This window comes from Sandarakinorhabdus limnophila DSM 17366 (assembly GCF_000420765.1).
Lineage (GTDB): Bacteria > Pseudomonadota > Alphaproteobacteria > Sphingomonadales > Sphingomonadaceae > Sandarakinorhabdus > Sandarakinorhabdus limnophila.
The window spans coordinates 400,167-422,408 of sequence record NZ_ATVO01000005.1; the positions used below are offsets into that span (position 1 = coordinate 400,167).

Annotated in this window: 22 protein-coding genes; 12 read left to right on the plus strand and 10 right to left on the minus strand. The window is 64.1% G+C overall.

What is annotated here, in order from left to right; genetic code table 11:
* Nucleotides 1-148: 148 nt before the first annotated feature.
* The 6 genes from ahcY to G566_RS0107520 all read left to right on the plus strand — a co-directional run bounded on the left by ahcY (nt 149) and on the right by G566_RS0107520 (nt 8,001).
* Nucleotides 149-1,534 (plus strand): adenosylhomocysteinase, encoded by a 1,386-nt coding sequence (gene ahcY / locus G566_RS0107495; protein WP_022680057.1) that lies wholly within the window; start codon nt 149-151, stop codon nt 1,532-1,534.
* A gap of 167 nt (nt 1,535-1,701) precedes the next feature.
* Nucleotides 1,702-3,750: a porin family protein gene (locus tag G566_RS0107500; protein WP_084706807.1), complete on the plus strand. Its 2,049-nt coding sequence runs from the start codon at nt 1,702-1,704 to the stop codon at nt 3,748-3,750.
* A gap of 67 nt (nt 3,751-3,817) precedes the next feature.
* The gene (locus G566_RS0107505) at nt 3,818-5,836 is read left to right on the plus strand and encodes a TonB-dependent receptor domain-containing protein (protein WP_022680059.1); all 2,019 of its coding nucleotides are present in this window, start codon (nt 3,818-3,820) and stop codon (nt 5,834-5,836) included.
* Complete coding sequence (tsaE, locus tag G566_RS0107510) at nt 5,817-6,278, plus strand: tRNA (adenosine(37)-N6)-threonylcarbamoyltransferase complex ATPase subunit type 1 TsaE (RefSeq protein ID WP_022680060.1); 462 nt, start codon at nt 5,817-5,819, stop codon at nt 6,276-6,278. Before G566_RS0107505 ends, tsaE begins: the two co-directional genes overlap by 20 nt.
* Nucleotides 6,275-7,246, plus strand: coding sequence for an aminoglycoside phosphotransferase family protein (locus G566_RS0107515; protein ID WP_022680061.1), 972 nt, complete (start codon nt 6,275-6,277; stop codon nt 7,244-7,246). The genes tsaE and G566_RS0107515 overlap by 4 nt, the downstream gene beginning before the upstream one ends.
* Nucleotides 7,246-8,001, plus strand: a complete 756-nt coding sequence (locus G566_RS0107520) for a nucleotidyltransferase family protein (protein ID WP_029131395.1) — start codon at nt 7,246-7,248, stop codon at nt 7,999-8,001. Before G566_RS0107515 ends, G566_RS0107520 begins: the two co-directional genes overlap by 1 nt.
* A 3-nt stretch (nt 8,002-8,004) precedes the next feature.
* On the opposite strand, the gene G566_RS0107525 is transcribed toward G566_RS0107520, so the two are convergent.
* Nucleotides 8,005-10,482, minus strand: coding sequence for a penicillin acylase family protein (locus G566_RS0107525; protein WP_084706793.1), 2,478 nt, complete (start codon nt 10,480-10,482; stop codon nt 8,005-8,007).
* Nucleotides 10,483-10,594: 112 nt separating this feature from the next.
* On the opposite strand from G566_RS0107525, the gene G566_RS0107530 reads away from it, so the two are divergent.
* Nucleotides 10,595-11,221, plus strand: a complete 627-nt coding sequence (locus tag G566_RS0107530; RefSeq protein WP_029131396.1) for a YceI family protein — start codon at nt 10,595-10,597, stop codon at nt 11,219-11,221.
* 184 nt (nt 11,222-11,405) lie between these two features.
* Entirely contained in the window at nt 11,406-12,362 is a 957-nt protein-coding gene (locus tag G566_RS0107535) for a Stealth CR1 domain-containing protein (protein ID WP_022680065.1), read from the plus strand.
* A gap of 109 nt (nt 12,363-12,471) precedes the next feature.
* On the opposite strand, the gene merB is transcribed toward G566_RS0107535, so the two are convergent.
* The 7 genes from merB to gluQRS all read right to left on the minus strand — a co-directional run bounded on the left by merB (nt 12,472) and on the right by gluQRS (nt 17,677).
* Nucleotides 12,472-13,170, minus strand: a complete 699-nt coding sequence (merB, locus tag G566_RS15050; protein ID WP_084706794.1) for an organomercurial lyase — start codon at nt 13,168-13,170, stop codon at nt 12,472-12,474.
* A gap of 158 nt (nt 13,171-13,328) precedes the next feature.
* Nucleotides 13,329-14,261 carry an electron transfer flavoprotein subunit alpha/FixB family protein gene (locus tag G566_RS0107550; RefSeq protein WP_022680068.1) on the minus strand — a complete coding sequence of 311 codons (933 nt, stop codon included), beginning with the start codon at nt 14,259-14,261 and terminating at the stop codon, nt 13,329-13,331.
* Nucleotides 14,258-15,007 (minus strand): electron transfer flavoprotein subunit beta/FixA family protein, encoded by a 750-nt coding sequence (locus G566_RS0107555; RefSeq protein WP_022680069.1) that lies wholly within the window; start codon nt 15,005-15,007, stop codon nt 14,258-14,260. The genes G566_RS0107550 and G566_RS0107555 overlap by 4 nt, the downstream gene beginning before the upstream one ends.
* A 92-nt stretch (nt 15,008-15,099) precedes the next feature.
* Nucleotides 15,100-15,645 carry a cob(I)yrinic acid a,c-diamide adenosyltransferase gene (locus tag G566_RS0107560; protein ID WP_022680070.1) on the minus strand — a complete coding sequence of 182 codons (546 nt, stop codon included), beginning with the start codon at nt 15,643-15,645 and terminating at the stop codon, nt 15,100-15,102.
* Between the two features lie 7 nt (nt 15,646-15,652).
* The gene (locus G566_RS0107565; RefSeq protein ID WP_022680071.1) at nt 15,653-15,853 is read right to left on the minus strand and encodes a twin transmembrane helix small protein; all 201 of its coding nucleotides are present in this window, start codon (nt 15,851-15,853) and stop codon (nt 15,653-15,655) included.
* Nucleotides 15,854-15,936: 83 nt separating this feature from the next.
* Nucleotides 15,937-16,698 (minus strand): PEP-CTERM domain protein, encoded by a 762-nt coding sequence (locus tag G566_RS0107570; protein WP_022680072.1) that lies wholly within the window; start codon nt 16,696-16,698, stop codon nt 15,937-15,939.
* Nucleotides 16,699-16,801: 103 nt separating this feature from the next.
* The gene (gluQRS, locus tag G566_RS0107575; RefSeq protein WP_022680073.1) at nt 16,802-17,677 is read right to left on the minus strand and encodes a tRNA glutamyl-Q(34) synthetase GluQRS; all 876 of its coding nucleotides are present in this window, start codon (nt 17,675-17,677) and stop codon (nt 16,802-16,804) included.
* Nucleotides 17,678-17,821: 144 nt separating this feature from the next.
* Between gluQRS and G566_RS0107580 the strand changes: the two genes are divergently transcribed.
* Nucleotides 17,822-18,421: an HNH endonuclease gene (locus G566_RS0107580; RefSeq protein WP_022680074.1), complete on the plus strand. Its 600-nt coding sequence runs from the start codon at nt 17,822-17,824 to the stop codon at nt 18,419-18,421.
* A 730-nt stretch (nt 18,422-19,151) separates the two neighbouring features.
* Here the strand turns inward: G566_RS0107580 and G566_RS0107585 are convergent.
* On the minus strand, nt 19,152-19,352 hold the full coding sequence (locus G566_RS0107585) for a hypothetical protein (protein WP_156874452.1): 201 nt from the start codon (nt 19,350-19,352) through the stop codon (nt 19,152-19,154).
* 15 nt (nt 19,353-19,367) lie between these two features.
* Between G566_RS0107585 and G566_RS13865 the strand changes: the two genes are divergently transcribed.
* From G566_RS13865 to G566_RS15920, 3 genes are all read left to right on the plus strand, one after another.
* Nucleotides 19,368-20,981, plus strand: a complete 1,614-nt coding sequence (locus G566_RS13865; RefSeq protein ID WP_156874453.1) for an SEL1-like repeat protein — start codon at nt 19,368-19,370, stop codon at nt 20,979-20,981.
* 71 nt (nt 20,982-21,052) lie between these two features.
* Entirely contained in the window at nt 21,053-21,316 is a 264-nt protein-coding gene (locus G566_RS15055) for an excalibur calcium-binding domain-containing protein (RefSeq protein ID WP_084706808.1), read from the plus strand.
* Nucleotides 21,313-21,747 carry a thermonuclease family protein gene (locus tag G566_RS15920; protein WP_084706795.1) on the plus strand — a complete coding sequence of 145 codons (435 nt, stop codon included), beginning with the start codon at nt 21,313-21,315 and terminating at the stop codon, nt 21,745-21,747. Before G566_RS15055 ends, G566_RS15920 begins: the two co-directional genes overlap by 4 nt.
* Before the next feature lie 158 nt (nt 21,748-21,905).
* Here G566_RS15920 and G566_RS0107595 read toward each other — a convergent pair.
* On the minus strand, nt 21,906-22,242 hold a 337-nt coding region (locus G566_RS0107595; RefSeq protein WP_022680077.1), incomplete at its 5' end, for an integrase core domain-containing protein.

Consider the following 22,242-nt stretch of genomic DNA (forward strand, 5'->3'; position numbering starts at 1 on the left):
CACCATGGCCGCTTGCGCCCGGCATTTCCAGCAATTGCGACAATCCGGTCGCCTGCGACATCATATAAAGCTATCTTTATACTTGCGCGCAAAGGCCATGACCGATAGGGGAGCGCCAACTCCAGCTTTCATCAACAGGAATCGCACCATGGCCGATTATGCCATCAAGGACTTGAGCCTCGCCGAATTCGGCCGTCGCGAAATCGCCATCGCCGAAACCGAAATGCCCGGCCTGATGGCGCTGCGCGCCGAATTTGGTGCGTCGAAGCCGCTGAAGGGCGCGCGCATCACCGGCTCGCTGCACATGACGATCCAGACCGCGGTGCTGATGGAAACTTTGGTGGCGCTGGGTGCGGAACTGCGCTGGGCCACCTGCAACATCTTCTCCACTCAGGATCATGCCGCTGCGGCCATGGCAGCGGCCGGCATCCCGACCTATGCCATCAAGGGCGAGAGCCTGGCGGATTACTGGGATTATGTCGGCCACATTTTCAATTGGGGCGATGTTACCTCCAACATCATCCTCGACGATGGCGGTGATGCCACCATGTTCGCGCTGTGGGGCGCCCGCCTCGAAGCCGGCGAAACCATGGGCGAGCCGGAAAACGAGGAAGAAGTCGAATTCCAGCGCGCGCTCAAAGCCTATATCAAGGCCCGTCCCGGCTATCTGACCGAGACGGTGAAGAACCTGAAGGGCGTTTCGGAAGAAACCACCACGGGCGTGCACCGCCTGTACGAACTGGCCAAGCAGGGCCGGCTGCCGTTCCCGGCGATCAACGTCAACGACAGCGTGACCAAGTCGAAGTTCGACAATCTGTACGGCTGCAAGGAGTCGCTGGTCGATGCCATCCGCCGCGCCACCGATGTGATGCTGGCCGGCAAGGTTGCCGTGGTTGCCGGCTTTGGCGACGTGGGCAAGGGCTCGGCGCAGAGCCTGCGCAATGGCGGCGCCCGCGTGATGGTGACGGAAATCGATCCGATCTGCGCGCTGCAGGCCGCGATGGAAGGCTTTGAAGTCGTCACCATGGAAGACGCCGTCAAGCGGGCCGATATCTTCGTGACCGCCACCGGCAACATGGACGTGATCACCGCTGAACACATGAAGGCGATGCGCCCCAACAGCATCGTCTGCAACATCGGTCACTTCGACAGCGAGATCCAGATCTCGGCCCTGTCCAACTACAAGTGGACCGAAGTGAAGCCGGGCACCGACATTGTCGAATTCCCGGATGGCAACCAGATCATCGTGCTGGCCAAGGGCCGCCTGGTGAACCTGGGCTGCGCCACCGGGCACCCCAGCTTCGTGATGTCCGCCAGCTTCACCAACCAGGTACTGGCCCAGATCGAATTGTGGACCAAAGCCAACGCCTATGAAAACCGTGTCTATGTGCTGCCCAAGCACCTGGATGAAAAGGTTGCCCGCCTGCACCTCGAAAAGCTGGGCGTGAAGCTCACCACCCTGTCGGACAAGCAGGCCAGCTACATCGGCGTCGGCGAAACCGGCCCGTTCAAGCCGGATCATTATCGCTATTGATGCGGCCCGCCCGTTGGGCAGGCGTGATGGCGGCGATGGGGCAACACCCCATTGCCGCCATCGTCGTTTCGGGCCCGGCGCACCCCACCGCCCGCACCGCGCCGCCCGCACGGCCCCTACGCATTTTGGCGCTGGACTTGGGCCCAAGCGGCGGCCAAGAGCGGGGCATGACAGGGGGAAACTCAGCGGGCCGCGCGCTGGCCATGGTCGGCGCTTGGCTGCTTGCCGCGCCGGTATTGGCGGCGCAGCCGGTCCTGCCGCCGCTCCCGGCGCCACAACCAAACGACAGCACGCCGCCGCCCGCCGAACTGCCGGTGACCGACGAGCCTGATGCCGTCGCAGCATCTGTCGCCGCCACTGGCAGCCGCTCGGCCGAAAACGCCGTGCGCCAGGCCGGCGATGCCTTCGGCACCTCGATCGGCCGCGAGGTCTCCGGCCTCTACAGCCGCGAACGCGTGCGCGGTTTCTCGCCGGTGGTGGCCGGCAATGTCCGCATCGATGGCCTCTATTTTGATCCCATCCTCACCCCGTCCAGCCGGCTGGTGCGCGCCACCACCATCAAGGTCGGCCCGTCGGCGCTGGGCAGCCCGTTTCCCGCCCCCACCGGGGTTGTCGATCTGGGCCTGCGCCGGCCGAGCCAAGAGGCGGCCGCCAGCGTTCTGATCGGCTACAACACGTGGCATACGCCCACAGCGGAGTTCGATGCCACGCTGCCGGTCAGTTCCACGCTCAGTGTCGGCTTCGGCGCCGGGCTGCAGCTGGAGAATGGCTTCAACGAGACCCGCGATCACAGCTATGAAGGTGCTTTCATCGCCGAATGGAAGCCCTCGGCCAGTTTCAGCCTGCTGCCCTTCATCAACGTGCGCAACACGACGATCGATGATCACGGCCCGATTTCGGTGCCGCAGGGCAATTTCCTGCCGCCGCGCCTGCCGCGCCGCCAGTTCTTCGGGCCCTGGTGGTCGCGCGGCGGTGATGTCGAATTGAATGCCGGCCTCATTTCCGACTGGACAATCAGCGACGGCTGGCTGCTGCGCGCCGGCCTGTTCCGGTCCCAGCGGGTGATCGATGGGCAATTTGCCAACGTCGTGCGCCTCACCGCGCCCGATGGCACCGGCACCCAGCGCATCACTGGCGATCCCGCACTCTACAATGGTGCCACCAGCGGTGAAGTGCGGCTGACCCGCCGCATCGCCGACGGCCCACGCCTGCACCAGGTGCATGTCACCCTGCGCGGTCGGCAGACCTATCGACGCTTCGATGGATCTAGCGCGGTCGATCTCGGCGTGGTCAACATCCTGACGCGGGCGCCCGATGTGCCGCCGCCAGTGCTCAATTTCGGCCAGCAACAGGAAGACAATGTGCGGCAATGGACCGGCGGCATTGCCTATGAAGGCCGCTGGGCCGGCGTCGGCGAAGTGTCCGTGGGGGTGCAGAAGAGCGATTACAGCAAGCGCATCGGCTTCCCGGGCGCCATCAATGGCATCGATGCCAGCCCCTGGCTGTATAACGTTACCGCTGCTGTGCAGATCAGCGACAGCATCAGCCTGTATGGCGGTGCCGTCACCGGGCTGGAAGAATCCGGCGTCGCCCCCAATTTCGCTGCCAACCGCAACGAAGCGCTGCCGGCGATCCAGACCAGCCAGATCGATGCCGGCGTGCGCGTCAATCTGGGTGGCGGCATGCGGCTGGTCGCCGGCCTGTTCGAAGTGTCGAAGCCCTATTTCAATCTTGATGCCAATAGCCGCTTCGATGTGCTGGGCGACGTGATCAACCGCGGGGTGGAAGCCAGCATCGCCGGGCCGATCACGCCGGAACTGTCGGTGGTGATGGGCGCGGTGCTGCTGCGGCCGGAAGTGACGGGCGATGCGGTCACGCGCGGGCTGGTTGGCCGGCTGCCAGTGGGCGCGATTTCGGAACGTGTCGAATTCTCCGCCGATTGGCGACCGGGCTTCGCGCCTGGCCTGTCACTGGACATGCGTTTGTCCTACCGCTCGCCGGAAGTCGCAACGGTCAACAATCTGGTTTTTGTCCCCACCCGCACATTGATCGATCTGGGCGGGCGCTACCGCTTCAAGCTGGCCGGCAACGAGGCGATGCTGCGCGTGCAGGCGACCAATGTCACCAGCCAGCAAGGCTTCGAACTGCGCGGCGCCAATGCCTACACGGTGCTGCCAGGTCGGGTGACCCAGGCCTATCTCACCGTCGATTTCTAGAGGCCGGAGTGCTTTTTTGGCGGCCAGCCCTTGCGGTTGGCCGGCAATGCGGCAAACGGCAAGCGTGATGACTGCACGCCTGCTTCTTCTGGCCACCGCGTTGGTGTTGGCGCCCCCGGCCGCCGCCAGCGCCCAGCCGCAGCCCAACGACAGCACGCCGCCGCCGCCAGCCATCCCGCCGGCAGACGAGCCCGACCTGGCACCGCCGACCGCGCCCGTGGCGGCCACCGGCAGCCGATCGGACGAGAACGCCGTGCGCCAGTCCGGTGACGCCTTTGGCAGCACGGTGGGCCGCGAGGTGATCGGCATCTACAACCAGATGAACGTGCGCGGTTTCTCGCCGATCGCCGCTGGCAATGTCCGCATCGATGGCCTGTATTTCGATCCGGTGGTGCCGCCCAGCACCCGCATCAGCCGTACCACCACCATCCGGGTTGGCCTGTCGGCACTGGGCAGCCCCTTCCCTGCCCCCACCGGACTTGTCGATTTCGGTTTCCGCCGGCCGGGTGACGATGCCGCCGCCAGTTTGCTGCTTGCCGCCGATGCCTGGGGCACGCTCAATGCCGAAGTGGATGCGGCGCTGCCGGCCAGCGACACGCTCAGCTTTGGGCTGGGCGCATCACTCCGGCTGGAAAACGGCCTTGATCAGACGCGGGAAGACAGTTTCGGCGGCACACTGATCGCACGCTGGACCCCGGCGCCCGGCCTGACCCTGATCCCCTTCGTCAACCTGCTGCGCCAGACGCTCGACGATCACCGTCTCACCTTCCAGACCGCCACGGAATTTCTCCCGCCACTGCTGCCACGCCGCCAGCGTTTCGGGCCGGACTGGGTGAACGGCCAGGGACTCGACATCAACACCGGCGTGCTCACCGATTGGCAAATCGCACCACAATGGCAGTTGCGCGCCAGCCTGTTCCGTTCGTCGCGGGTGCGGGACAGGCAGATGACCAACCTGGTGCGTAACCTGCAGCCCGATCGTACCGGCACGCAGCGGGTGATCGTCGATCCCCGCCTGAACTTTGCCGCCATCAGCGGCGAGGTCCGCCTCACCCGCCAGATCGACGAAGGCCCGCGCCGGCACCAGATACACCTTGCCGTGCGCGGCCGCAGCGGTGATCGCCGTTTCGGCGGGTCGGACACATTGGAACTGGGACCAGTCCAGATCGACACGCCCAGCCGCGTGCCGGAACCCGCCTTCCGCTTCACCCCGCAGCAGTTCGATGATGTGAAGCAGATTACCGGCGGCATCGGCTATGAAGGCCGCTGGCTGGGCGTGGGCGAACTCGCCGCCGGCCTGCAATGGACCGACTATAAAAAGCGCATCGATCTGCCGGGTGGCGGGGTGCAGGCCACCGATGATCGCCTGCTGCTCTACAACATCACCGTGGCCGCCAACATCACGCCGGCGCTGGTCGTCTATGCTGGGACGGTGAATGGGCTGGAAGAAAGCGGCGTCGCCCCCGGCAATGCCATTAACCGCAACGAGGCGCTGCCCGCGATCCGCACCCGCCAGATCGACGCCGGGCTGCGGCTGGCGCTCACCGATCAGATCAAGCTGGTCGCCGGCGTGTTCGACATCACCAAGCCCTATTTCAACCTCGACCCCAATGGCCGCTTCGATGTGCTGGGCGACGTGTCCAATCGCGGCGTCGAAGCCTCCATCGCCGGGCCGCTCACCCCCACGCTCAGCGTCGTCGCCGGCGGCGTCTGGCTGTGGCCACGTGTTTCCGCCCCTGGCGCCGCACCCGGCCGCATCGGCGAACGCCCGGTGGGCGCCATCAGCCAGCGTGTCGAATTCAGCGCTGATTGGCGCCCCCCGTTCGCCCCCGGTGTCTCCTTCGATACCCGCATCGCCTATCGCAGTTCGGAAACCGCCACGGTCAGCAACAGCGTCGCCATCCCGGCGCGGACCATCGTGGATCTGGGCGGCCGCTATCGCTTCAAACTGGCCGGCAACAACGCCCTGCTGCGCGTGCAGGTGACCAACCTGTTCGACGTCGAAGGTTATGATCTGCGCGGCGCCGGCGCTTATGGCCCCATCCCCGGCCGATTGGCCCAGGCCTATGTCACCATCGATTTCTGAGCTGACCCTGGCCAGCGAGGCCGACACGCAGGCGGTTGCCGCGCGCCTGGCTGCCGTGCTGCGTCCCGGCGACGTGGTGGCGCTGCACGGCGATCTGGGCGCAGGCAAATCCACCTTCGCCCGCGGGCTGCTCAAGGCGCTGGGCTGGGCCGGTGAAGTGCCGTCGCCCACCTTCACGCTGGTGCAGCCGTATGACGATCTGCCGGTGCCGGTCTGGCATGTCGATCTCTACCGGCTGGACGATCCATCAGAGGCCGATGCACTGGGCCTGTTCGAAACCGATGCGGCCCTGTTGATCGAGTGGCCGGAACGATTGGGACACCGATTGCCGCCGCAGGCCCTGCGCCTGACATTTTCCGGCAGCGGTGACGCACCACGCCGCTTGACTTGGGACACGCCCCCGGCTTGGGAAGGCCGGTGGCCACCTCCCTCTCCCAAATGATTCCGCCGCCCGGCACCGGGGCGTTCCTGAATGCCCATGGCTGGGGGGGCGCCGCCGTGCGCCCGCTCGCCGGCGATGCAAGTTTTCGCCGCTATTTCCGGGTGGAACTGGCCGGCCGCACCGCCGTGCTGATGGACGCCCCACCCGACAAGGAAGACAGTCGGCCGTTTCTGGCCATCGGCAAGCATTTGCATGATCTGGGCTTTTCGGCGCCGCAAGCGCTGGCGACCGATCTCGATCAGGGGCTGGTGCTGCTGGAAGATTATGGCGATGGCCGCGTGAACCCGGTGCTGGCCGAAGATGCCAGCGCCGAGCATGAGATTTACGCCACCGCCGTCGATATCCTCGCTGAACTGCACCAGCACCCGCCGGCAGACGTGCCACCCTACAGCGAGGCCGAGTATCTGCGCGAAGCCCGGCTTTTCCCCGATTGGTATCTGCCCGCCGTCGGCCTGGCCGAAGCACCCGGCTACGACAAGGCGTGGGCGCCGATGTGGCCCGCCCTCTTCACCCATCCACCCGTGCTGGTGCTGCGCGATTATCATGCCGATAATCTGATGCTCCTCGACCGGCCCGGCCTCCAGCGCCTCGGCCTGCTCGATTATCAGGACGCGCTCGCCGGCCACCCGGCCTATGATCTCGCCAGCCTGCTGCAGGACATTCGCCGCGTGGTGTCGCCCGAACTGGAAGCCGCGATGATCGCCCGCTATATCGCCGCGCGCTCCGGTCTCAACGAAGCCGCCTTCCGCGCCGCCTATGCCATCCTCGCCGCCCAGCGGAACATCAAGATATTGGGCGTCTTCACCCGCCTCTATGTTCGCGACGGCAAGCCGGCCTATCCGCGCTTCCACCCGCGCCTGTGGGAACTGGTGAACGCTAACCTGGAGCATCCGGCGCTGGCCCCGGTGCGGGCCTGGTTCGATGCCAATGTGCCGGCCAGCGCCCGCCACGGCGTCGAGGTGAAGTGATGCGCAAAGCCCCGCTCAGCCTCAAACCGCACATCGAATGCGTACTGCCCACCAGCGCCATGGTGATGGCCGCCGGACTGGGCAAGCGCATGCGCCCGCTCACCGCCACCCGCCCCAAGCCGCTGATCGACGTGGCCGGGAAAAGCCTGCTCGATCGCGCGCTCGATAACGTCGCTGCCGCCGGCATCGAACACGCCGTGGTCAACGCGCATTATTTCGCCGATCAGATCGAGGCGGCGGTGAAGGCCCGAAAATCGCCCGCCACCATCGACATTTCAGATGAACGCGCAGCCCTGCTCGAAACCGGCGGCGGCATCACCAAGGCGCTGCCGTTGCTGAAAGGCGACGCCTTCTACACGATCAACGCCGACAATATGTGGATCGACGGACCGGTCGACACACTGCGCCTGATCGCGCAAGCTTGGAACCCGGCGATCATGGACGCCCTCCTGCTGCTGGTGCCGCTGTCGCGCGCCCACGGCTACGAAGGTCGCGGCGATTTCCACATGGATGGCCTCGGCCATCTCACGCCCCGCACCGGGCTCAAGGTCGCCCCTTTCGTCTATTCCGGCGTGCAGATCATCAGCCGGCACCTGTTCGATGGCGAACCGGTCGAACCCTTCACCATGTGGCGCGCCTGGAACAAGGCGCTGGAGTCAGGCCGGATGTTCGGCATCAGCCACCCTGGCCTGTGGTTCCACGTCGGCACCCCCGCCAGCATCGGCGAGACGGAAGCCTTGCTGCTGGAAGTGTGACGCTCAGGGCTTCGCGGGCACATAGTCGAGAACCTGGGTCGAAACGGCACCGGCCCGCACATCCTCCGGCTTCATCTCGATCTTCTTCAGCTCGTTGCTTTCGTGCATCATGGTCTGATCGGTCAGATGCGGGTTGCCCCTGCCCTGCGGGTCGATGAACAGGTTCTGCCCGCCGGCATCCACCACCGAGTAAATTGCCGGATGCGCAGAATCGATCTCCATCAACCCCACCCACCCTTCGCCGCCATTGTGCGGCGCCATCACCGGCCCCAGTTTCAACACGGCTGACAAGCGAGGCGGATCAGGATCGTCCGACAGCACGGGCCGATCGGGGCGCTGAACTGCCGGATCATAATATTTCCAGAAGATCGGCCGCTTCCAATCGGCCATGGCCTTGCCCGGAAATGCCGGCCGCAACTGCTCCACCGTCGCCTTGATCGAGTCCGCCAGCAGCCGGGTGCGATCACGCTCGTGGAACCAGTCGAACGCCAACGGCGCGCCGGCTTTGTCGCCCTGCAAGGCGCGCAGCAAAAGGCTGGCTTGATAGCGCAGGTAGCGGTCTTCATCGACACGGCTCCACCAGTCGCCGATGCTGTCGCCAAAGATCATCGCCGGCGCCACCGTCAGCCACTGGCGGAACAGCGTCAGCCCGGCATTGTCATAGCGCTGATCGGCGTCGCGATCCTCATAATAGCCGTTGAACGACAGCATCAGCGCACCTGCTTCGCGCACCTCCGAATCGCTGCTGCTCTCAATCGCCGCCCGGAAGAACGGCGCAAAGAAAGCCGGCTGCGTCTGCGTGCGGTCGCTGGCCCCCAGGGCACTGAAGATCGCCGCGTTATACGCCCGCATGTCGAGCAGGGTGATCGCCCGGCCGGATGCCGCCAACTGGTTGCCGGCCCAAGTGCGGAAGGCCGCGCCGATGCGGGCCTCGGTGCCCTCCGGGCTCCAGCTGGTCGCCTTGCTGTTCCAGGCGTGGAGATAGCCCTGTTTCGGATTGCGGACATGCGGCTGCTCTGCGGGTGTCAGAAAACCCGTCAGTTCATGATCGCCAGTGCCCGGTATCGGCAGGCGCGGATCAACGCCGGCAGGCAATTTGGGCAGAGTGCCGGCTTCCCAGAAGGCGATCTGGCCATCCGCGCCGCCGTAACAGATGCCCAGATTCCAACCCATGCGGCCCACACCCTTGGCCTCGAACTCCTCGATGCTGCGGGCGCGCCCCATCTCCACAATGCCCACCCAATTGTCGATCTCCCGGCCGCGCATGGCAAAGCTGTGGGAGAAGGCCACAGTGTTGGCGCTGTCCCACTGAATCACCGGGCCATGCACGGTGCGCGCCACTTCGTGCGTCACGGGCGCCGCGCCTTTCACCAGGATGGTCTCGGTGCGGTGCTCCATGTCGCGCCAGGCGCCCTTGAACCAATATTGATAGCGGTTCTTCGGATTGAGCTTTTCCGCAAACACCGAATTGGCCTGCGCCACCCCCGACGTGAGCAGCCAGCCATGCTGCACGCCGCGGCCCATGAACGGCGGGCCATAGGCATTGAAACTGAAACCGGCCTGATCGAAACCGCCGCCGCGCAGATGGATTTCCGGGCCATCGGCGGTCGCTTCCAGCATCAGCACCCGGCCACTGGCGGATTTCTGCGGGCCGATCACCAGGCAACGGCTGGCGCCCTTTGGCGGTTCGACGGGCGGCGGCGGTGCCGGTGATGCGCTGAGATCAACGCCGCCCAATCGCAACGATACCGGGCGATCCACCGGCACGGGCCGCGCCGGCGCCAAATCCTCGCCGGCAGCGATGACGGTCGGCGAATCCGGATCGGAAACCGGCACGACATCATTGAAAATGCGCCGGCCAACCCGTTCGCCATGGCGTTTGATCATCGCATTCAGAAACGCCAGGTTCGCGATCTCATGGGCATCGCGGCCACCCGGCACCGAGGCGACGTAGCGGAGATAATCCAGCAACGTCCACGGCGTCGGCCTGATGCCCCAGCGGATGAATTCCAGCGGCGTCTTGCGCTCCGGATCGGCAGCCACCTCGGCCACGGCGCGGTTGATGCCATCAACATAGGCCTGCATCATCGCCTGATGCTCGGCCGGAATGGCCTGATACATGCGCAACAATTCGGCATCAGGCAGGCGGCGATCGCGCGCCGTCCTGTCGCCCGCCAACGCCGACGCGCCCAATATCTCCGCCCGCCGCCCCGCCGCGCCGCGCCGCTGCAACTCCATCGCTGCCAACCGGTCCTGCGCCAGCGCATAACCGGCGCCGAACATCACCGCCGCCGACGTATCGGCAAACACGTGCGGCACGCCCATGGCATCGCGGTGGATGGTGACCTTCTCCGCCACCTGGGCTTGCACCGCACCGGGCAGTGCCAAGGCCCACAACAAGCCCATCACCCTGACAGATTTGCCCGATCCCATGCCGCCCCCGCTGCCATCGCCCTGCGCCTGCACGCCATACATTGCCATGATGGCAGGCTTTGCCGGCGCAGGACAGATGGGTCAGTGAGACAGAAGGGGCACTGGCGGGCGCCGGAGCCGGCCTGTATGGCGGACGGCATCAAACAGTTGGAGAGTGAAGATGCGGATGTTCCCGATCGTGATGGCACTGGCCGTTGCAACCATCGCCCAGACAGCGTCCGCGCAAGCGCCTGGCAGCCGCAATCCAGCCGCAATCACCGGCGGCACCTACACCGCTGATCCCGATCACACGCTGGTGGTGTGGACGCTCGATCACCTCGGCTTCACGCCCTACACTGGCATGTTCGGCAGCGTCACCGGCAGCCTGACCTTCGATCCGATTAAGCCCGAAGCGACGCGGGTGGAGATGACCATCCCGGTCGCCAAGGTCACCACCGCCAGCACCGGCCTCACCCAGCACCTGCTGCGCCCCGGAAAGGAGAGCGGCAAACCCGACTTTTTCGGCCCCACCCCGGCCGATGCCCGCTTCGTCTCCACAAAACTGGTCACCAGCGGCCAGACCGCCAAACTGACCGGCGATTTCACCTTCAATGGCGTCACCCGCCCGGTCACGCTGGATGTCAGCTTCTACGGCGCCGGCCGCACCCCACCCAACATGGGCGGCAAGGAGAATATCGGCTTCCGCGCCACCGGCACCATCCGCCGCAGCGAGTTCGGGCTGGGCTTTGGCGTGCCCTTCGTCGGTGACGAGGTGAAGCTGGACATCGCGGCGGCGTTCCAGAAGTAATCGCATACCCGTTGGGTTGAGCACAGGCGAAACGAAGGTGGGTGCAGGGGCTCAGCCCCTGCCCGCCGGAGGCTCTTCGTCCTTCGAAACCCACCCCTGTCATTGACTTGTCACAAACCAGGCCCCATGGGCACCGCAGTCCTGTTCTATCGTGGCGGACGAAACACGCGCCCGGACGGGATCAATGCAGTTCATCAAAGACGACGCGCGCATCGACGCCGTCATCACCTGGGTTGATGGGGATGACCCCGCCCACCGGGCCAAGCGCCAGCGCCATCAGCCGCAGGCGGCGCGCAACGCCAACGCCGTCAACCCGCACCGCTGGGCCTGCAATGACGAGCTGGGCTATTGCCTGCGCTCGATTGCCAATCATGCGCCGTGGATCGGGCGGATCTGGATCATCACCGATGCGCAACAGCCCGATCTGTCGCGCCTGCCGGCCGATCTGGTGGCCCGGGTGCGGATTGTCGATCACCTGACCCTGTTTGCCGGCCATGAACACGCGCTGCCCACCTTCAACTCGCTGGCCATCGAGACGTTATTGTGGCGCATTCCCGGCCTGGCCGAACGCTTCGTCTATTTCAACGATGATGTGTTCCTCACCGGGCCGCTGGCGCCCGGCGACGTGTTCCAGGGCGCGGCGCCCGTGCTGCGCGGCGCGTGGGTTGATCAGAGCGCCATCGCCGCCGATCCAGCCAGCCGCGACGACCCGGCGCTGCTCAACGCACTGACCCAGATCAACGCCGCGGCGCTGGCAGGCTTCGGCGCAGACCGGCTGTTCCGCGCGGCGCATGTGGTCCACCCGCTGCGCCGCTCCGTGCTGGCGCGCCTCTATGATCAGCACCGCGCCGCCTTCGTCGCCAACCTCGGCCACCGCTTCCGCTGCGTGTCACAATTCCTGCCACAAGGCCTGCACAACCACGCCTGCATCGCCGCCGGCGTGGCCGTGCTGCACACGGAGGACGATCATCTCCACCTGCGCACCGGCGCCGTGCTGGATTACCCGCTGCCGCAAGTGCGCGCCTACCTCGCCCGCGCGTGCCAACCGCAGTTCAAGTTCCTCTGCGTCAATGATCTCCCCCAGGTCGAAGCCGCCATCCCCGACACCCGCGCCTGGATCGAACGCGCGATCGCGGCGTGAGGGAAGAAGGATAAGGGCCTCCGGCGGGCAGGGTCGCAGACCCTGCACCCGTTTAGTTTTGGCCGGTGCCTAATGGCAGAGTTTGGGGTGGGAAAGCGAATGATGGCTTTCAGGAAATCTGCCAGAACTTACCTGTAAACCCGTGCTTCAAGAAAAGCGCCTCCGCTTCATCCGTTGATCGCTTGAGCCATGGTTTGCGAAGGTAGTCGCCATACCAATCAGTAGCGAAGGCCCACATACTGGAGAGTGGGACGATAGCGCCACGCGGCAATGCATGCCTATCGCACCACGCATCGACATCTGTTTCTGAGTGAAAGGGCTGAAACGAAGCACACGCGTGGATCACGTTGTCCCACCATGCACTGACAGGTGTAGAAAGGTGGAAAATCAGCGCTGTTTCCTGCAGCTGACCGTCGTGAATGTGAATTACAACGGGCTCGTGCTCCCCACCAATGCGCGTATGAATTGTAGTATCCCGTTGCAGCGCGGCAGCAATGCCCATGCCGCAGTAAAGACAATTTGCCCACCATCCTCGATCTCGGCTTTGGACCCAGCAAGATCCAGGCGAGAGAGCAAAGGGGTGGACAACCCACGGAACGCAACAATGCGGATGCAGCAGAAGGGCATGCGCGTCATGTAGCCGACGCAAAGCCTGTTCTATGGCAGGAAGGGGAACCCCTAGCAGTTGCGCAAGCGATTCATTTGCGGGCGCGTGGCCGAGTTCAGCAATGGCTCGCGTGAGTTCCCCCCGAACCGTCAAATCGAAAGGTGTCAGTGTAGCGCCGCCCATCCACCGATCTTTGCGCATTATCCTTTGGGCAGCAACGGGGTCGCAAACTGACACTTCAACAAACGGGTGCAGGGACTGCGTCCCTGCCCGCCGGAGGCCGACTTTTCCTTTGAACCAAACGAAAAGGGCCGCCGCTCCACCGAGCGACGGCCCTCAGGTTTCGCATCGATCGCTGATTACAGCTTGCCGGTCAGTTCCGGCACCAGCGTGAAGAGGTCGCCGACCAGGCCGACATCGGCCACCTGGAAGATCGGGGCTTCTTCGTCCTTGTTGATGGCGACGATGATCTTGGAATCCTTCATGCCGGCCAGGTGCTGGATCGCGCCGGAGATGCCGACGGCGACATAGAGTTCCGGGGCGACGATCTTGCCGGTTTGGCCGACCTGATAATCGTTGGGGGCATAGCCGGCATCGACGGCGGCGCGGCTGGCGCCGACGGCGGCACCCAGCTTGTCGGCGAGGGGATCGATGAACTCGTGGAACTTGTCCGACGAACCCAGCGCGCGGCCGCCGGAGACGATGATCTTGGCGGCGGTGAGTTCGGGGCGGGCCGATTTGGTGAGTTCGGCGCCGACGAAGCTCGACGTGCCGGCGCTGCCGGCGCCGCTGACGGCTTCAACCGAGGCGCTGCCGCCGCTGGTCGCGGCCTTGGCGAAAGCGGTGCCGCGCACGGTGATCACCTTCTTGGCGTCGCTCGACTTCACGGTGGCGATGGCGTTGCCGGCGTAGATCGGGCGGGTGAAGGTGTCCGGGCCTTCCACCGACAGGATTTCACTGATCTGCGCCACGTCCAGCGCGGCGGCGACGCGCGGGGCGACGTTCTTGCCGCGGCTGGTGGCCGGAGCCACGAACGCATCATAACCGGCCATCAGGCCAGCGATCAGCGGGGCGAGGTTCTCCGGCAGGGCGGCGCCATAGGCGGCATCATCGGCGACCAGCACCTTGGCGACGCCGGCCACTTTCGCGGCGGCTTCGGCCACTGAACCGCAGCCTGCACCTGCCACCAGCACATGCACATCGCCGCCAAGTTGGGTGGCTGCCGTGATGGTCGCCAGCGTGGCGTCCTTCAGATCGGCATTGTCGTGTTCGGCAAGGACCAGCGTGCTCATGCGACGGCTCCCATTTCCTTCAGCTTCGCCACCAGTTCATCGACCGATTTCACCTTGATGCCGGCCTGGCGCTTGGCCGGCTCGGTGACTTTCAGGGTGGTCAGGCGCGGCGTCATGTCCACGCCGTAATCGGCCGGGGTCTTGTTGGCGATCGGCTTGCTCTTGGCCTTCATGATGTTCGGCAGCGAGGCATAGCGCGGTTCGTTCAGACGCAGATCGGTCGTCACGATCGCCGGCATCTTCAGCGCCACCGTTTCAAGGCCGCCATCGATTTCGCGGGTCACGTTGACCGTCTCGCCCTGGGGATCGACCTTGGACGCGAACGTGCCCTGCGCCCAACCCAGAAGCCCGGCCAGCATCTGGCCAGTCTGGTTGGCGTCGTCGTCAATCGCCTGCTTGCCCAGGATCACCAGGCCCGGCGCTTCTTCAGCGACGATGCCGGCCAGCACCTTGGCGACGGCCAGCGATTCGGTGGTCACGTCGGTGAGGATGAGGATGCCGCGATCGGCACCCATGGCCAGCGCCGTGCGCAGCGTTTCGGTGCATTGCTGCACGCCCACGGAAACGACCACGACCTCGGTGGCGATGCCCTTTTCCTTCAGGCGGATCGCCTCTTCGACGGCGATTTCGTCGAAGGGGTTCATGCTCATCTTGATGTTGGCGAGTTCGACGCCGGTGTTATCCGACTTCACCCGCACCTTGACGTTATAGTCGACCACCCGTTTGACGGGGACAAGCACCTTCATGGACAGCCTTTCCGAAGCTTGGTTATGCATCGCACTTGGCCGATGCCGGCAGCAGGGTCAAGGCCCAAGTTTACGTTAACGTCAACCTGGCCCTAGCGATTTGCACCGGGCACCCAGAGGACATCGCCGGTCGCCGCATTTTCCACCCGCGCCAGCACGAACAGCAGATCGGAAAGCCGGTTAAGATAGTGACGGGCCGGGGCGGAAATTTCGTCGCCGGCGGCCACGGCATCGCGCTCGGCCCGGCGCACGATGGTGCGGGCAAGATGGAGATGGGTGGCGCTCGCCGTGCCGGCGGGCAGAATGAAGCTCTTCAACGGCTCGAGGGTGTCATTGGCGGCGTCGATCTGCGTTTCCAGCCAGTCCACCTGCACCGGCACGATGCGCAGCACCCCTTCGACACCATCGGGAGTTGCCACATCGGCGCCCAGATCGAACAGATCATTCTGGATGCGCGACAGGATGGCATCGGTTGCGGCGCTGGCCGAAAGCCGGGCCAAGCCGATGGCGGCATTGGCTTCATCCACACTGCCCATCACCACCGGGCGGTGGCTGGCCTTGGAGACGCGACTGCCATCGACCAGGCCGGTGGAGCCATCATCGCCGGTGCGGGTGTAGATGCGGTTCAGGCGAACCATCGGCCAATCAGCCCGGACGGTTGATCAGGAACAGGATGACGATGAAGAAGATCGCCAACGCCTGCAGCGCGACGCGCAGGCTCATCATGCGGTTCGATTGCTCGCCCGTCACATCCTGGCCGCGCGCCATGATGATGATGCCGCGCGCCAGCACCGCCAGCGTGGCCACTGCCGAGGCGATCATGAAGAAGACGAGAGTCGATTGCATGGATAAAGGTCTAACAGCCTTTGGCAGGCTGAACAGGGGGGTGCGTCAGCAAGGCAGTGCCGCCGCCACAGCCTCCTGAAAACTTAGGCCGCAGCCATCCCCCGCCGCCGGTGCAGAGCGCGCCATGCCAGCTTGCCGTGACCGATGATCAGCATGGCCCAACTTGAGGGCTCCGGCACAGCACCACCGATGCTGATGATGTTGAGCTGCAGATTGCCCACGCCCACCGCTTGCAGCGGCAGACCGGCCAAGGTGCCGTTGATCAGCGGATTACCCTGCCGGAACACGATCTTCAGGAACAAGGGCGTGCCCAGCGGTCCGGTGAGCACACCAGCGAAATCCCGCGTCGTCACATCGGTGATCATTGCGGGCGGATTGGCGAGCGGGCCCTGCAGGGTGCGCCCAAAGAACAGCGAACCGATAAACAGATCGGGCGGCAGATTGCCCGCAATCTCATAGGGCTTCAGCAGGCTGCCCGATACCAGCCGCGCGCCGGTGGTATAGCCCATCTGATCGAGGCGGTTGTTGGGATTGCCGCCCACGCCGCCATTGTTGATCGTGAATATGTTGCCGAAATCATCGCCGGTGCGGAGCAGCGAGACCGGGCCATTGGTCCCGAACAAATCGATCTGGCCGCCCAGCACGGCCCCGCTGAGCAACGCGCTCTCGCCCTGACCGCCCACCGGCCCCGTCAATTGCTGGCCGGCCGCAGCCGTATCGACCAGGAACGCCCCCACCACCGACGCGCCAACAAACTGCTGCAAGGCCGCGATCGACGTGCCGGAGGGCGAAACGCCGGCGGTTCCTGAGAAGACGATCAACTGCTGTGCGGCCGTGGCGGGCACACACAAACCCTGAACGCATGCGAAACTCCCCCTGTGATGGGGAAACTCCGCTCCCCTGCTTATATGGTAAATATTCTGTAAACTCGGGTCAATAGATGATTTATTAACACGTCGGTGATTGCGCAAGCAGCGCGGCGCACAGCTCTGCCGGATCGGCACCGTTTGCCCGCAGCGCCGCCAGCGTCTCGCCTGCGTCGCGTTTCGCCAGGCGCCGGCCATCGCTGCCCAGCACCAGCGGGTGGTGGTGATACTGCGGCACGGCCAAGCCGAGCAGGGCCTGCAGCAGGCGCTGGCCATGGGTCGCTTCGAACAGGTCCACGCCGCGCACCACATCGGTCACGCCTTGTGCCGCATCATCCACCACCACCGCCAGTGTGTACGCCGTGCCGATATCGCGCCGCGCAACCACGAAATCGCCCTGCGCCGCCGGATCGGCCTGTTGTGGCCCGGCCCAGGCATCATGCCATTGCAAAGGCCCGGTCATGGCGAGCGCGGCGGCCACGTCCAGCCGCCAGGCCGCGGCTTCGCTGGCCAGCCGCCGCGCGCGTTCTTCGGGCTCGAGGTGGCGGCAGGTGCCGGGGTAGAGCGGGCCATCGCTGCCATGGGGCGCGCTCGCCGCCGCCGCAATATCGGCCCGCGTGCAGAAACAGGGATAGGCAACGCCCATGGCCACCAGCTGATCCAGCGCCGCGCGGTACACCGCCCCGCGCTTGCTTTGCCGCCACACCGGCTCATCCCAGTCCAGTCCCAGCCATGTGAGGTCTGCCATTATCGCCGCTTCAAATTCCGGGCGGCAGCGTGTGGTGTCGATATCCTCGATGCGCAGGATGAAGCGACCGCCAGACTGCCGCGCGCGCTGCCACGCAAGCAGCGCCGACAAGGCGTGTCCCCGGTGCAGCAAGCCTGTGGGCGACGGCGCAAAGCGGGTGGTGATCGGAGACTTATCCACATTATCCACAACGAAATCCGGTGGTGTCATTGGCCTGACATACAATGTGTTGTAAAGACTGGGCATCACGGAACGGCCGCGCTGGCGGCCCTGGAGATGCGGCCCTTGTGCGGCAACTCTTGTGCGACTGGGCCCGTGTCGAGCGTTGCCACCCCGATGTGTGGGGAGGGCCCAATGTTGACGGCTGAGTTGCTGGAACAGAAGTTCGTCACCGAACGCAGCCTGATTTCGCCCGAAGCCTGCCCGGCGCTGGTGCTCAACGCCGATTACACCCCCTTGTCCTATTATCCGCTGTCGCTGTGGCCGTGGCAGACGGCGATCAAGGCCGCCTTCCTGGAACGGGTGGACATCATCGCCGAATATGACCGCGAGATCCGATCGCCATCCCTGCGCATGAAGCTGCCCTCGGTGATCGCGCTCAGGCAATATGTGCGCCCAGCCAGCCACTCGGCCTTCACGCGCTTCAACCTGTTCCTGCGCGATCGTTTCACCTGCCAATATTGCAACGTGCCGGGCGGCGAACTCACCTTTGATCATGTCGTCCCGCGGGCCTACGGCGGCCGCACGACGTGGGAGAATGTCACCACCGCATGCGCGCCGTGCAATCTGAAAAAGGGCGGCCGCACCCCGGCCGAAGCGCACATGCACCTGCTGTCACGCCCCGGCCAGCCCACCACCCACGATCTGCAGGCCCACGGCCGCGCCTTCCCGCCGCATTATTGCCACGAGACCTGGCGCGATTATCTCTATTGGGACGTGGAACTGCTGGCCTGATGGTGGCGGTGCTGCGGCTGCTTCCGATTGCCGCCGATGGCCGTTGTGATGGCCGCGATGGCCCATGGCCCGACGAAACGGCCGCCCAGTTCAGCTCTCCCGCACCCTATGCAAATGGGGTTGGTGGGTGGTGGTGGGGATCACCGATTGCGGTGGAGGGAAGACGTCAGCCGAGTTTGCCCCGGCGGGAATGGACACGGTGTTGGCTCCCTTTGCCGTCACTGATGAGTGGCAAAGTCAGTCGTCGCCCCTCAGGCTGGCCCATCTCCCGCCGATATCGCCGACCAACGGGGTTGGGGGCATGCCTCCAACCCCGTTGCCATCACATCAACCATCAGCCATCAAACCAAAGGACGCTACTTCTGATCGCTACCAATCAGGGGTGCACGTCAGGCGGTTTGAATAATGGCTGTGTATACGCGCACTATAGAATTTCCACGGCGCTATACAGATAATATCTATCCATAAAATGGATCTTTATATGAATGATAATCCATATAAAGGCAGCGTAGAGAGAAATATGCCCCAGATAATTGAAAAATCAGAGAAGAACCGAAATTACATACTTTTGTGTTTTAGGGCTATAGGTATATTTTTTATTTTTCAATGTACCCCGGCAAATGCAGAATGCTCGACTGAGTAATTTAATCTAGCTGCTGTATTGGGAGAATATACTGGTGGAAACCCCGTCGCGGATCAGTTGCGGAGAGCCCGCTTAGCCCAAGCTCAGTCAGCATTGGGAGCCTGCCGAAACGAGGAACGGAGAGAAAAAGCGGAAAGAATACGCATTGCCGAGGAAGAACGCCTCAGGACCGAAAGACTGCGGATCGAGCAAGAAAACACCGCGGTAGAGCGCGCTCGGGTAGATCAGCTTGCGACCGAACGTGGGGCGGCTGCGCAAGAGGCCGAGGCTGCGCGGTTCGCGGACCAAGATCTGCGAACCCGAGTGTCTCAGGCCGTGTTGGAAGGCCGTTGTGAGGACGCTAAAACCATCGCACTGCTCGCCAGCCGTCTTGATATGGCCGAGCAAGCTCTGCGTATTTGTAAACCGCAGGCGACTAAGCCCCCTCTAGTAGGCGCCACGAGTAAAAAACAGGCAGGGCAAGCTGTTCCTGAGCCGAAAATAATTTCCCCGGTAACACAGCTAAAGCCGTCTTCTCCCTATCCGGCACCCAGCCGCCTTACTCAGCCCACGGTGGTTGCTCCACCGTCGAAACTTACGCCGGATCAAGAGGCCTTTAAGCTCGCAATGACAGCGGCCGCGCAGGGATACAACAATGCGCAATTCAACGTTGCGAAGATGTATGCCGAGGGGCGAGGTGTGACGCAAAATGATGCCGCTGCGGTTAGTTGGTATCGCGCGGCTGCAGAGCAGGGGAATTTGAAGGCGCAGTCTGCCCTTGGGCTCATGTACGAGACCGGTAGAGGTGTGACGCAATCTTATGCTGCTGCGGCCATCTGGTACACCAAGGCGGCCGAGCAGGGGTATGTCATTTCGCAGTACAACCTTAGTGTAATGTACAGGGATGGCAGAGGCGTGGCGCAGGACCTTGCCGCCGCGGTTAGTTGGACCCGCAAGGCTGCAGACCAAGGCTTGCCAAATGCGCAGTATAACCTCGGCGTAATGTACGCCAACGGCCAAGGCGTGGCGCAGGACCTTGCCGCCGCGGTTAGTTGGACCCGCAAGGCTGCAGACCAAGGCTTTCCAAATGGTCAGTATAACCTCGGCGTAATGTACGCCAACGGCCAAGGCGTGGCGCAGGACCTTGCCGCCGCGGTTAGTTGGTACCGCAAAGCCGCTGAGCAGGGCTACGCCGACGCGCAGTCAAACCTTGGTGCGATGTACGCCAACGGCCAAGGCGTGACGCAGGACCTTGCCGCCGCGGTTAGTTGGTACAGAAAGGCTGCGGACCAAGGCTTTCCAAATGGTCAGTACAACCTTGGCGCGATGTACGCCAACGGCCGAGGCGTAGCGCAGGACCTTGGCGCCGCGGTTAGTTGGTACAGAAAGGCTGCGGACCAAGGCTCTTCAAATGCGCAGTACGCCCTTGGTTTTATGTACGAGAATGGGCAGGGCGTGACGCAGGACCTTGCTGCCGCGGTTAGCTGGTACCGCAAAGCCGCTGAGCAGGGCCTTATCAGCGCTCAATTCGCCCTTGGGCTGATGTACAAGAATGGTCAGGGCGTGACGCAGGACAATGCTGCCGCCGCGGATTGGTACCGCAAAGCCGCCGAGCAGGGCGACGCCGACGCGCAGTCAAATCTCGCAGTAATGTACAAACTTGGACAAGGCGTGCCGCAGGACGATGCAGCCGCCGTAGGCTGGCTTCGCAAAGCCGCTGATCGTGACCACGCTATCGGTCAGTACAACCTTGGGGTTATGTATCGCGACGGTCGGGGCGTGAAGCAGAACAGCGTTGAAGCCTACAAATGGCTTAGTCTTGCAGCAGGGGCAGGCAATGCCAGCGCAACAAGGCAGCGCGACACCCTTGCGGCCACCATGAGCGCCACTCAGATAGCGGAAGCGCAGCGGCTGGCTAGCGAGTGGCGGAAAAAATGAGGCGAGCGGCTCGCGCAGCAAGACTGATGAGACAGCAGCTGATCGTCGCCGCAAGCCTGTTATCGTTCGCAATGTTGGTGTCGAGCTCAGCAGCCACGGCTCACCTGGGCGGTTTGAACGCCTTGGGGTGTCACAACGACCGCAAGAACGGAGGCTATCACTGCCACCGGGCACCTGTGCGTGAAGCGCTACCCTTCCGGCAGTCGAACACCGATAGTGCTTACTACCCCAACTGCGCTGCCGCCCGCGCGGCTGGCGCTGCTCCCATGAGGGTCGGAGATCCCGGTTATCGTGCAGGTCTCGACCGCGACGGTGATGGAGTAGCCTGCGAATGATCGGCGCGTTGCTGCTGCTTGTCGTGTCAGTTGTTCCCACCGGCGAAGAGTTCACCTGCACGCCTACGCGTGTTTGGGATGGCGATGGACCTGTGTGGTGTGCAGAGGGCCCCCTTATCCGGTTGGCTGGTATCGCTGCCCGTGAGATTGATGACAGCTGCCGCCCCGACCAGCCGTGCCCGACAGCCAGCGGTGCTGAGGCCCGCGATGCCCTCGTGAAGCTGATCGGGACGCCGACCGGACGCAGCCTAGAGGGCCACGTGCTAGTCGCAGGCCCCGCCATGCGTTGTGTATCTGTCGGCAACGGTGTCGGGACCCGGACCGCCGCATGGTGCGTCTCTCCGCTGGCCGGAGATGTCTCCTGCGTCATGGTCAAAGGCGGCTGGGCGTTGCGTTGGGATCGGTACTGGCGAGACCATGGCTGCGGATAGCGAGCCGACCGAGGCGCGAACCACCCGCAGTATAGGCTTGGCGGGCAGATCGCATGACGTCATGTCAGCACCAAGCCCTGTCTCCAAGGCATCTCCTAATACTGCGAAGCTCGTTAGTGATTTGACCACTACTTGGCTGCTGACCTGACCCCCTGATTTCATCCAGCGGGGATTAGAGCCTGGCCGCAGTTGTTGCGCATGGGCGCAGGTGAAGCAATGGCCTGTTGAGCGGCGCCCGAAGGGCGCAGCGGAACAGGCCATTGCTTGTTCAGTTCGGCGGCGAACGCCGCTGGGGTTTCGTATCCAAGGGCTGAGTGCGGCCGCTGCTCGTTATAGTCCTTGGCCCAAGCAGCGATGGTGACGCGCGCATGATCGAGGCTCATGAACAGGGTCTCGTTGAGCAGCTCGTCGCGCATGCGACCGTTGAACGACTCCGCATAGCCGTTCTGCATCGGCTTGCCGGGAGCGATGTAATGCCAGTTGATCCTGGCCTCG

Excerpts from the sequence above, each read along its gene's own strand:
- ahcY (WP_022680057.1), top strand. The coding sequence starts at position 149 with ATGGCCGATTATGCCATCAAGGACTTGAGCCTCGCCGAATTCGGCCGT.
- G566_RS0107500 (WP_084706807.1), top strand. The coding sequence starts at position 1,702 with ATGACAGGGGGAAACTCAGCGGGCCGCGCGCTGGCCATGGTCGGCGCT.
- G566_RS0107505 (WP_022680059.1), top strand. The coding sequence starts at position 3,818 with ATGACTGCACGCCTGCTTCTTCTGGCCACCGCGTTGGTGTTGGCGCCC.
- tsaE (WP_022680060.1), top strand. The coding sequence starts at position 5,817 with ATGTCACCATCGATTTCTGAGCTGACCCTGGCCAGCGAGGCCGACACG.
- G566_RS0107515 (WP_022680061.1), top strand. The coding sequence starts at position 6,275 with ATGATTCCGCCGCCCGGCACCGGGGCGTTCCTGAATGCCCATGGCTGG.
- G566_RS0107520 (WP_029131395.1), top strand. The coding sequence starts at position 7,246 with ATGCGCAAAGCCCCGCTCAGCCTCAAACCGCACATCGAATGCGTACTG.
- G566_RS0107525 (WP_084706793.1), bottom strand. The coding sequence starts at position 10,482 with ATGGCAATGTATGGCGTGCAGGCGCAGGGCGATGGCAGCGGGGGCGGC.
- G566_RS0107530 (WP_029131396.1), top strand. The coding sequence starts at position 10,595 with ATGCGGATGTTCCCGATCGTGATGGCACTGGCCGTTGCAACCATCGCC.
- G566_RS0107535 (WP_022680065.1), top strand. The coding sequence starts at position 11,406 with ATGCAGTTCATCAAAGACGACGCGCGCATCGACGCCGTCATCACCTGG.
- merB (WP_084706794.1), bottom strand. The coding sequence starts at position 13,170 with ATGCGCAAAGATCGGTGGATGGGCGGCGCTACACTGACACCTTTCGAT.
- G566_RS0107550 (WP_022680068.1), bottom strand. The coding sequence starts at position 14,261 with ATGAGCACGCTGGTCCTTGCCGAACACGACAATGCCGATCTGAAGGAC.
- G566_RS0107555 (WP_022680069.1), bottom strand. The coding sequence starts at position 15,007 with ATGAAGGTGCTTGTCCCCGTCAAACGGGTGGTCGACTATAACGTCAAG.
- G566_RS0107560 (WP_022680070.1), bottom strand. The coding sequence starts at position 15,645 with ATGGTTCGCCTGAACCGCATCTACACCCGCACCGGCGATGATGGCTCC.
- G566_RS0107565 (WP_022680071.1), bottom strand. The coding sequence starts at position 15,853 with ATGCAATCGACTCTCGTCTTCTTCATGATCGCCTCGGCAGTGGCCACG.
- gluQRS (WP_022680073.1), bottom strand. The coding sequence starts at position 17,677 with ATGACACCACCGGATTTCGTTGTGGATAATGTGGATAAGTCTCCGATC.
- G566_RS0107580 (WP_022680074.1), top strand. The coding sequence starts at position 17,822 with ATGTTGACGGCTGAGTTGCTGGAACAGAAGTTCGTCACCGAACGCAGC.
- G566_RS15055 (WP_084706808.1), top strand. The coding sequence starts at position 21,053 with ATGTTGGTGTCGAGCTCAGCAGCCACGGCTCACCTGGGCGGTTTGAAC.
- G566_RS15920 (WP_084706795.1), top strand. The coding sequence starts at position 21,313 with ATGATCGGCGCGTTGCTGCTGCTTGTCGTGTCAGTTGTTCCCACCGGC.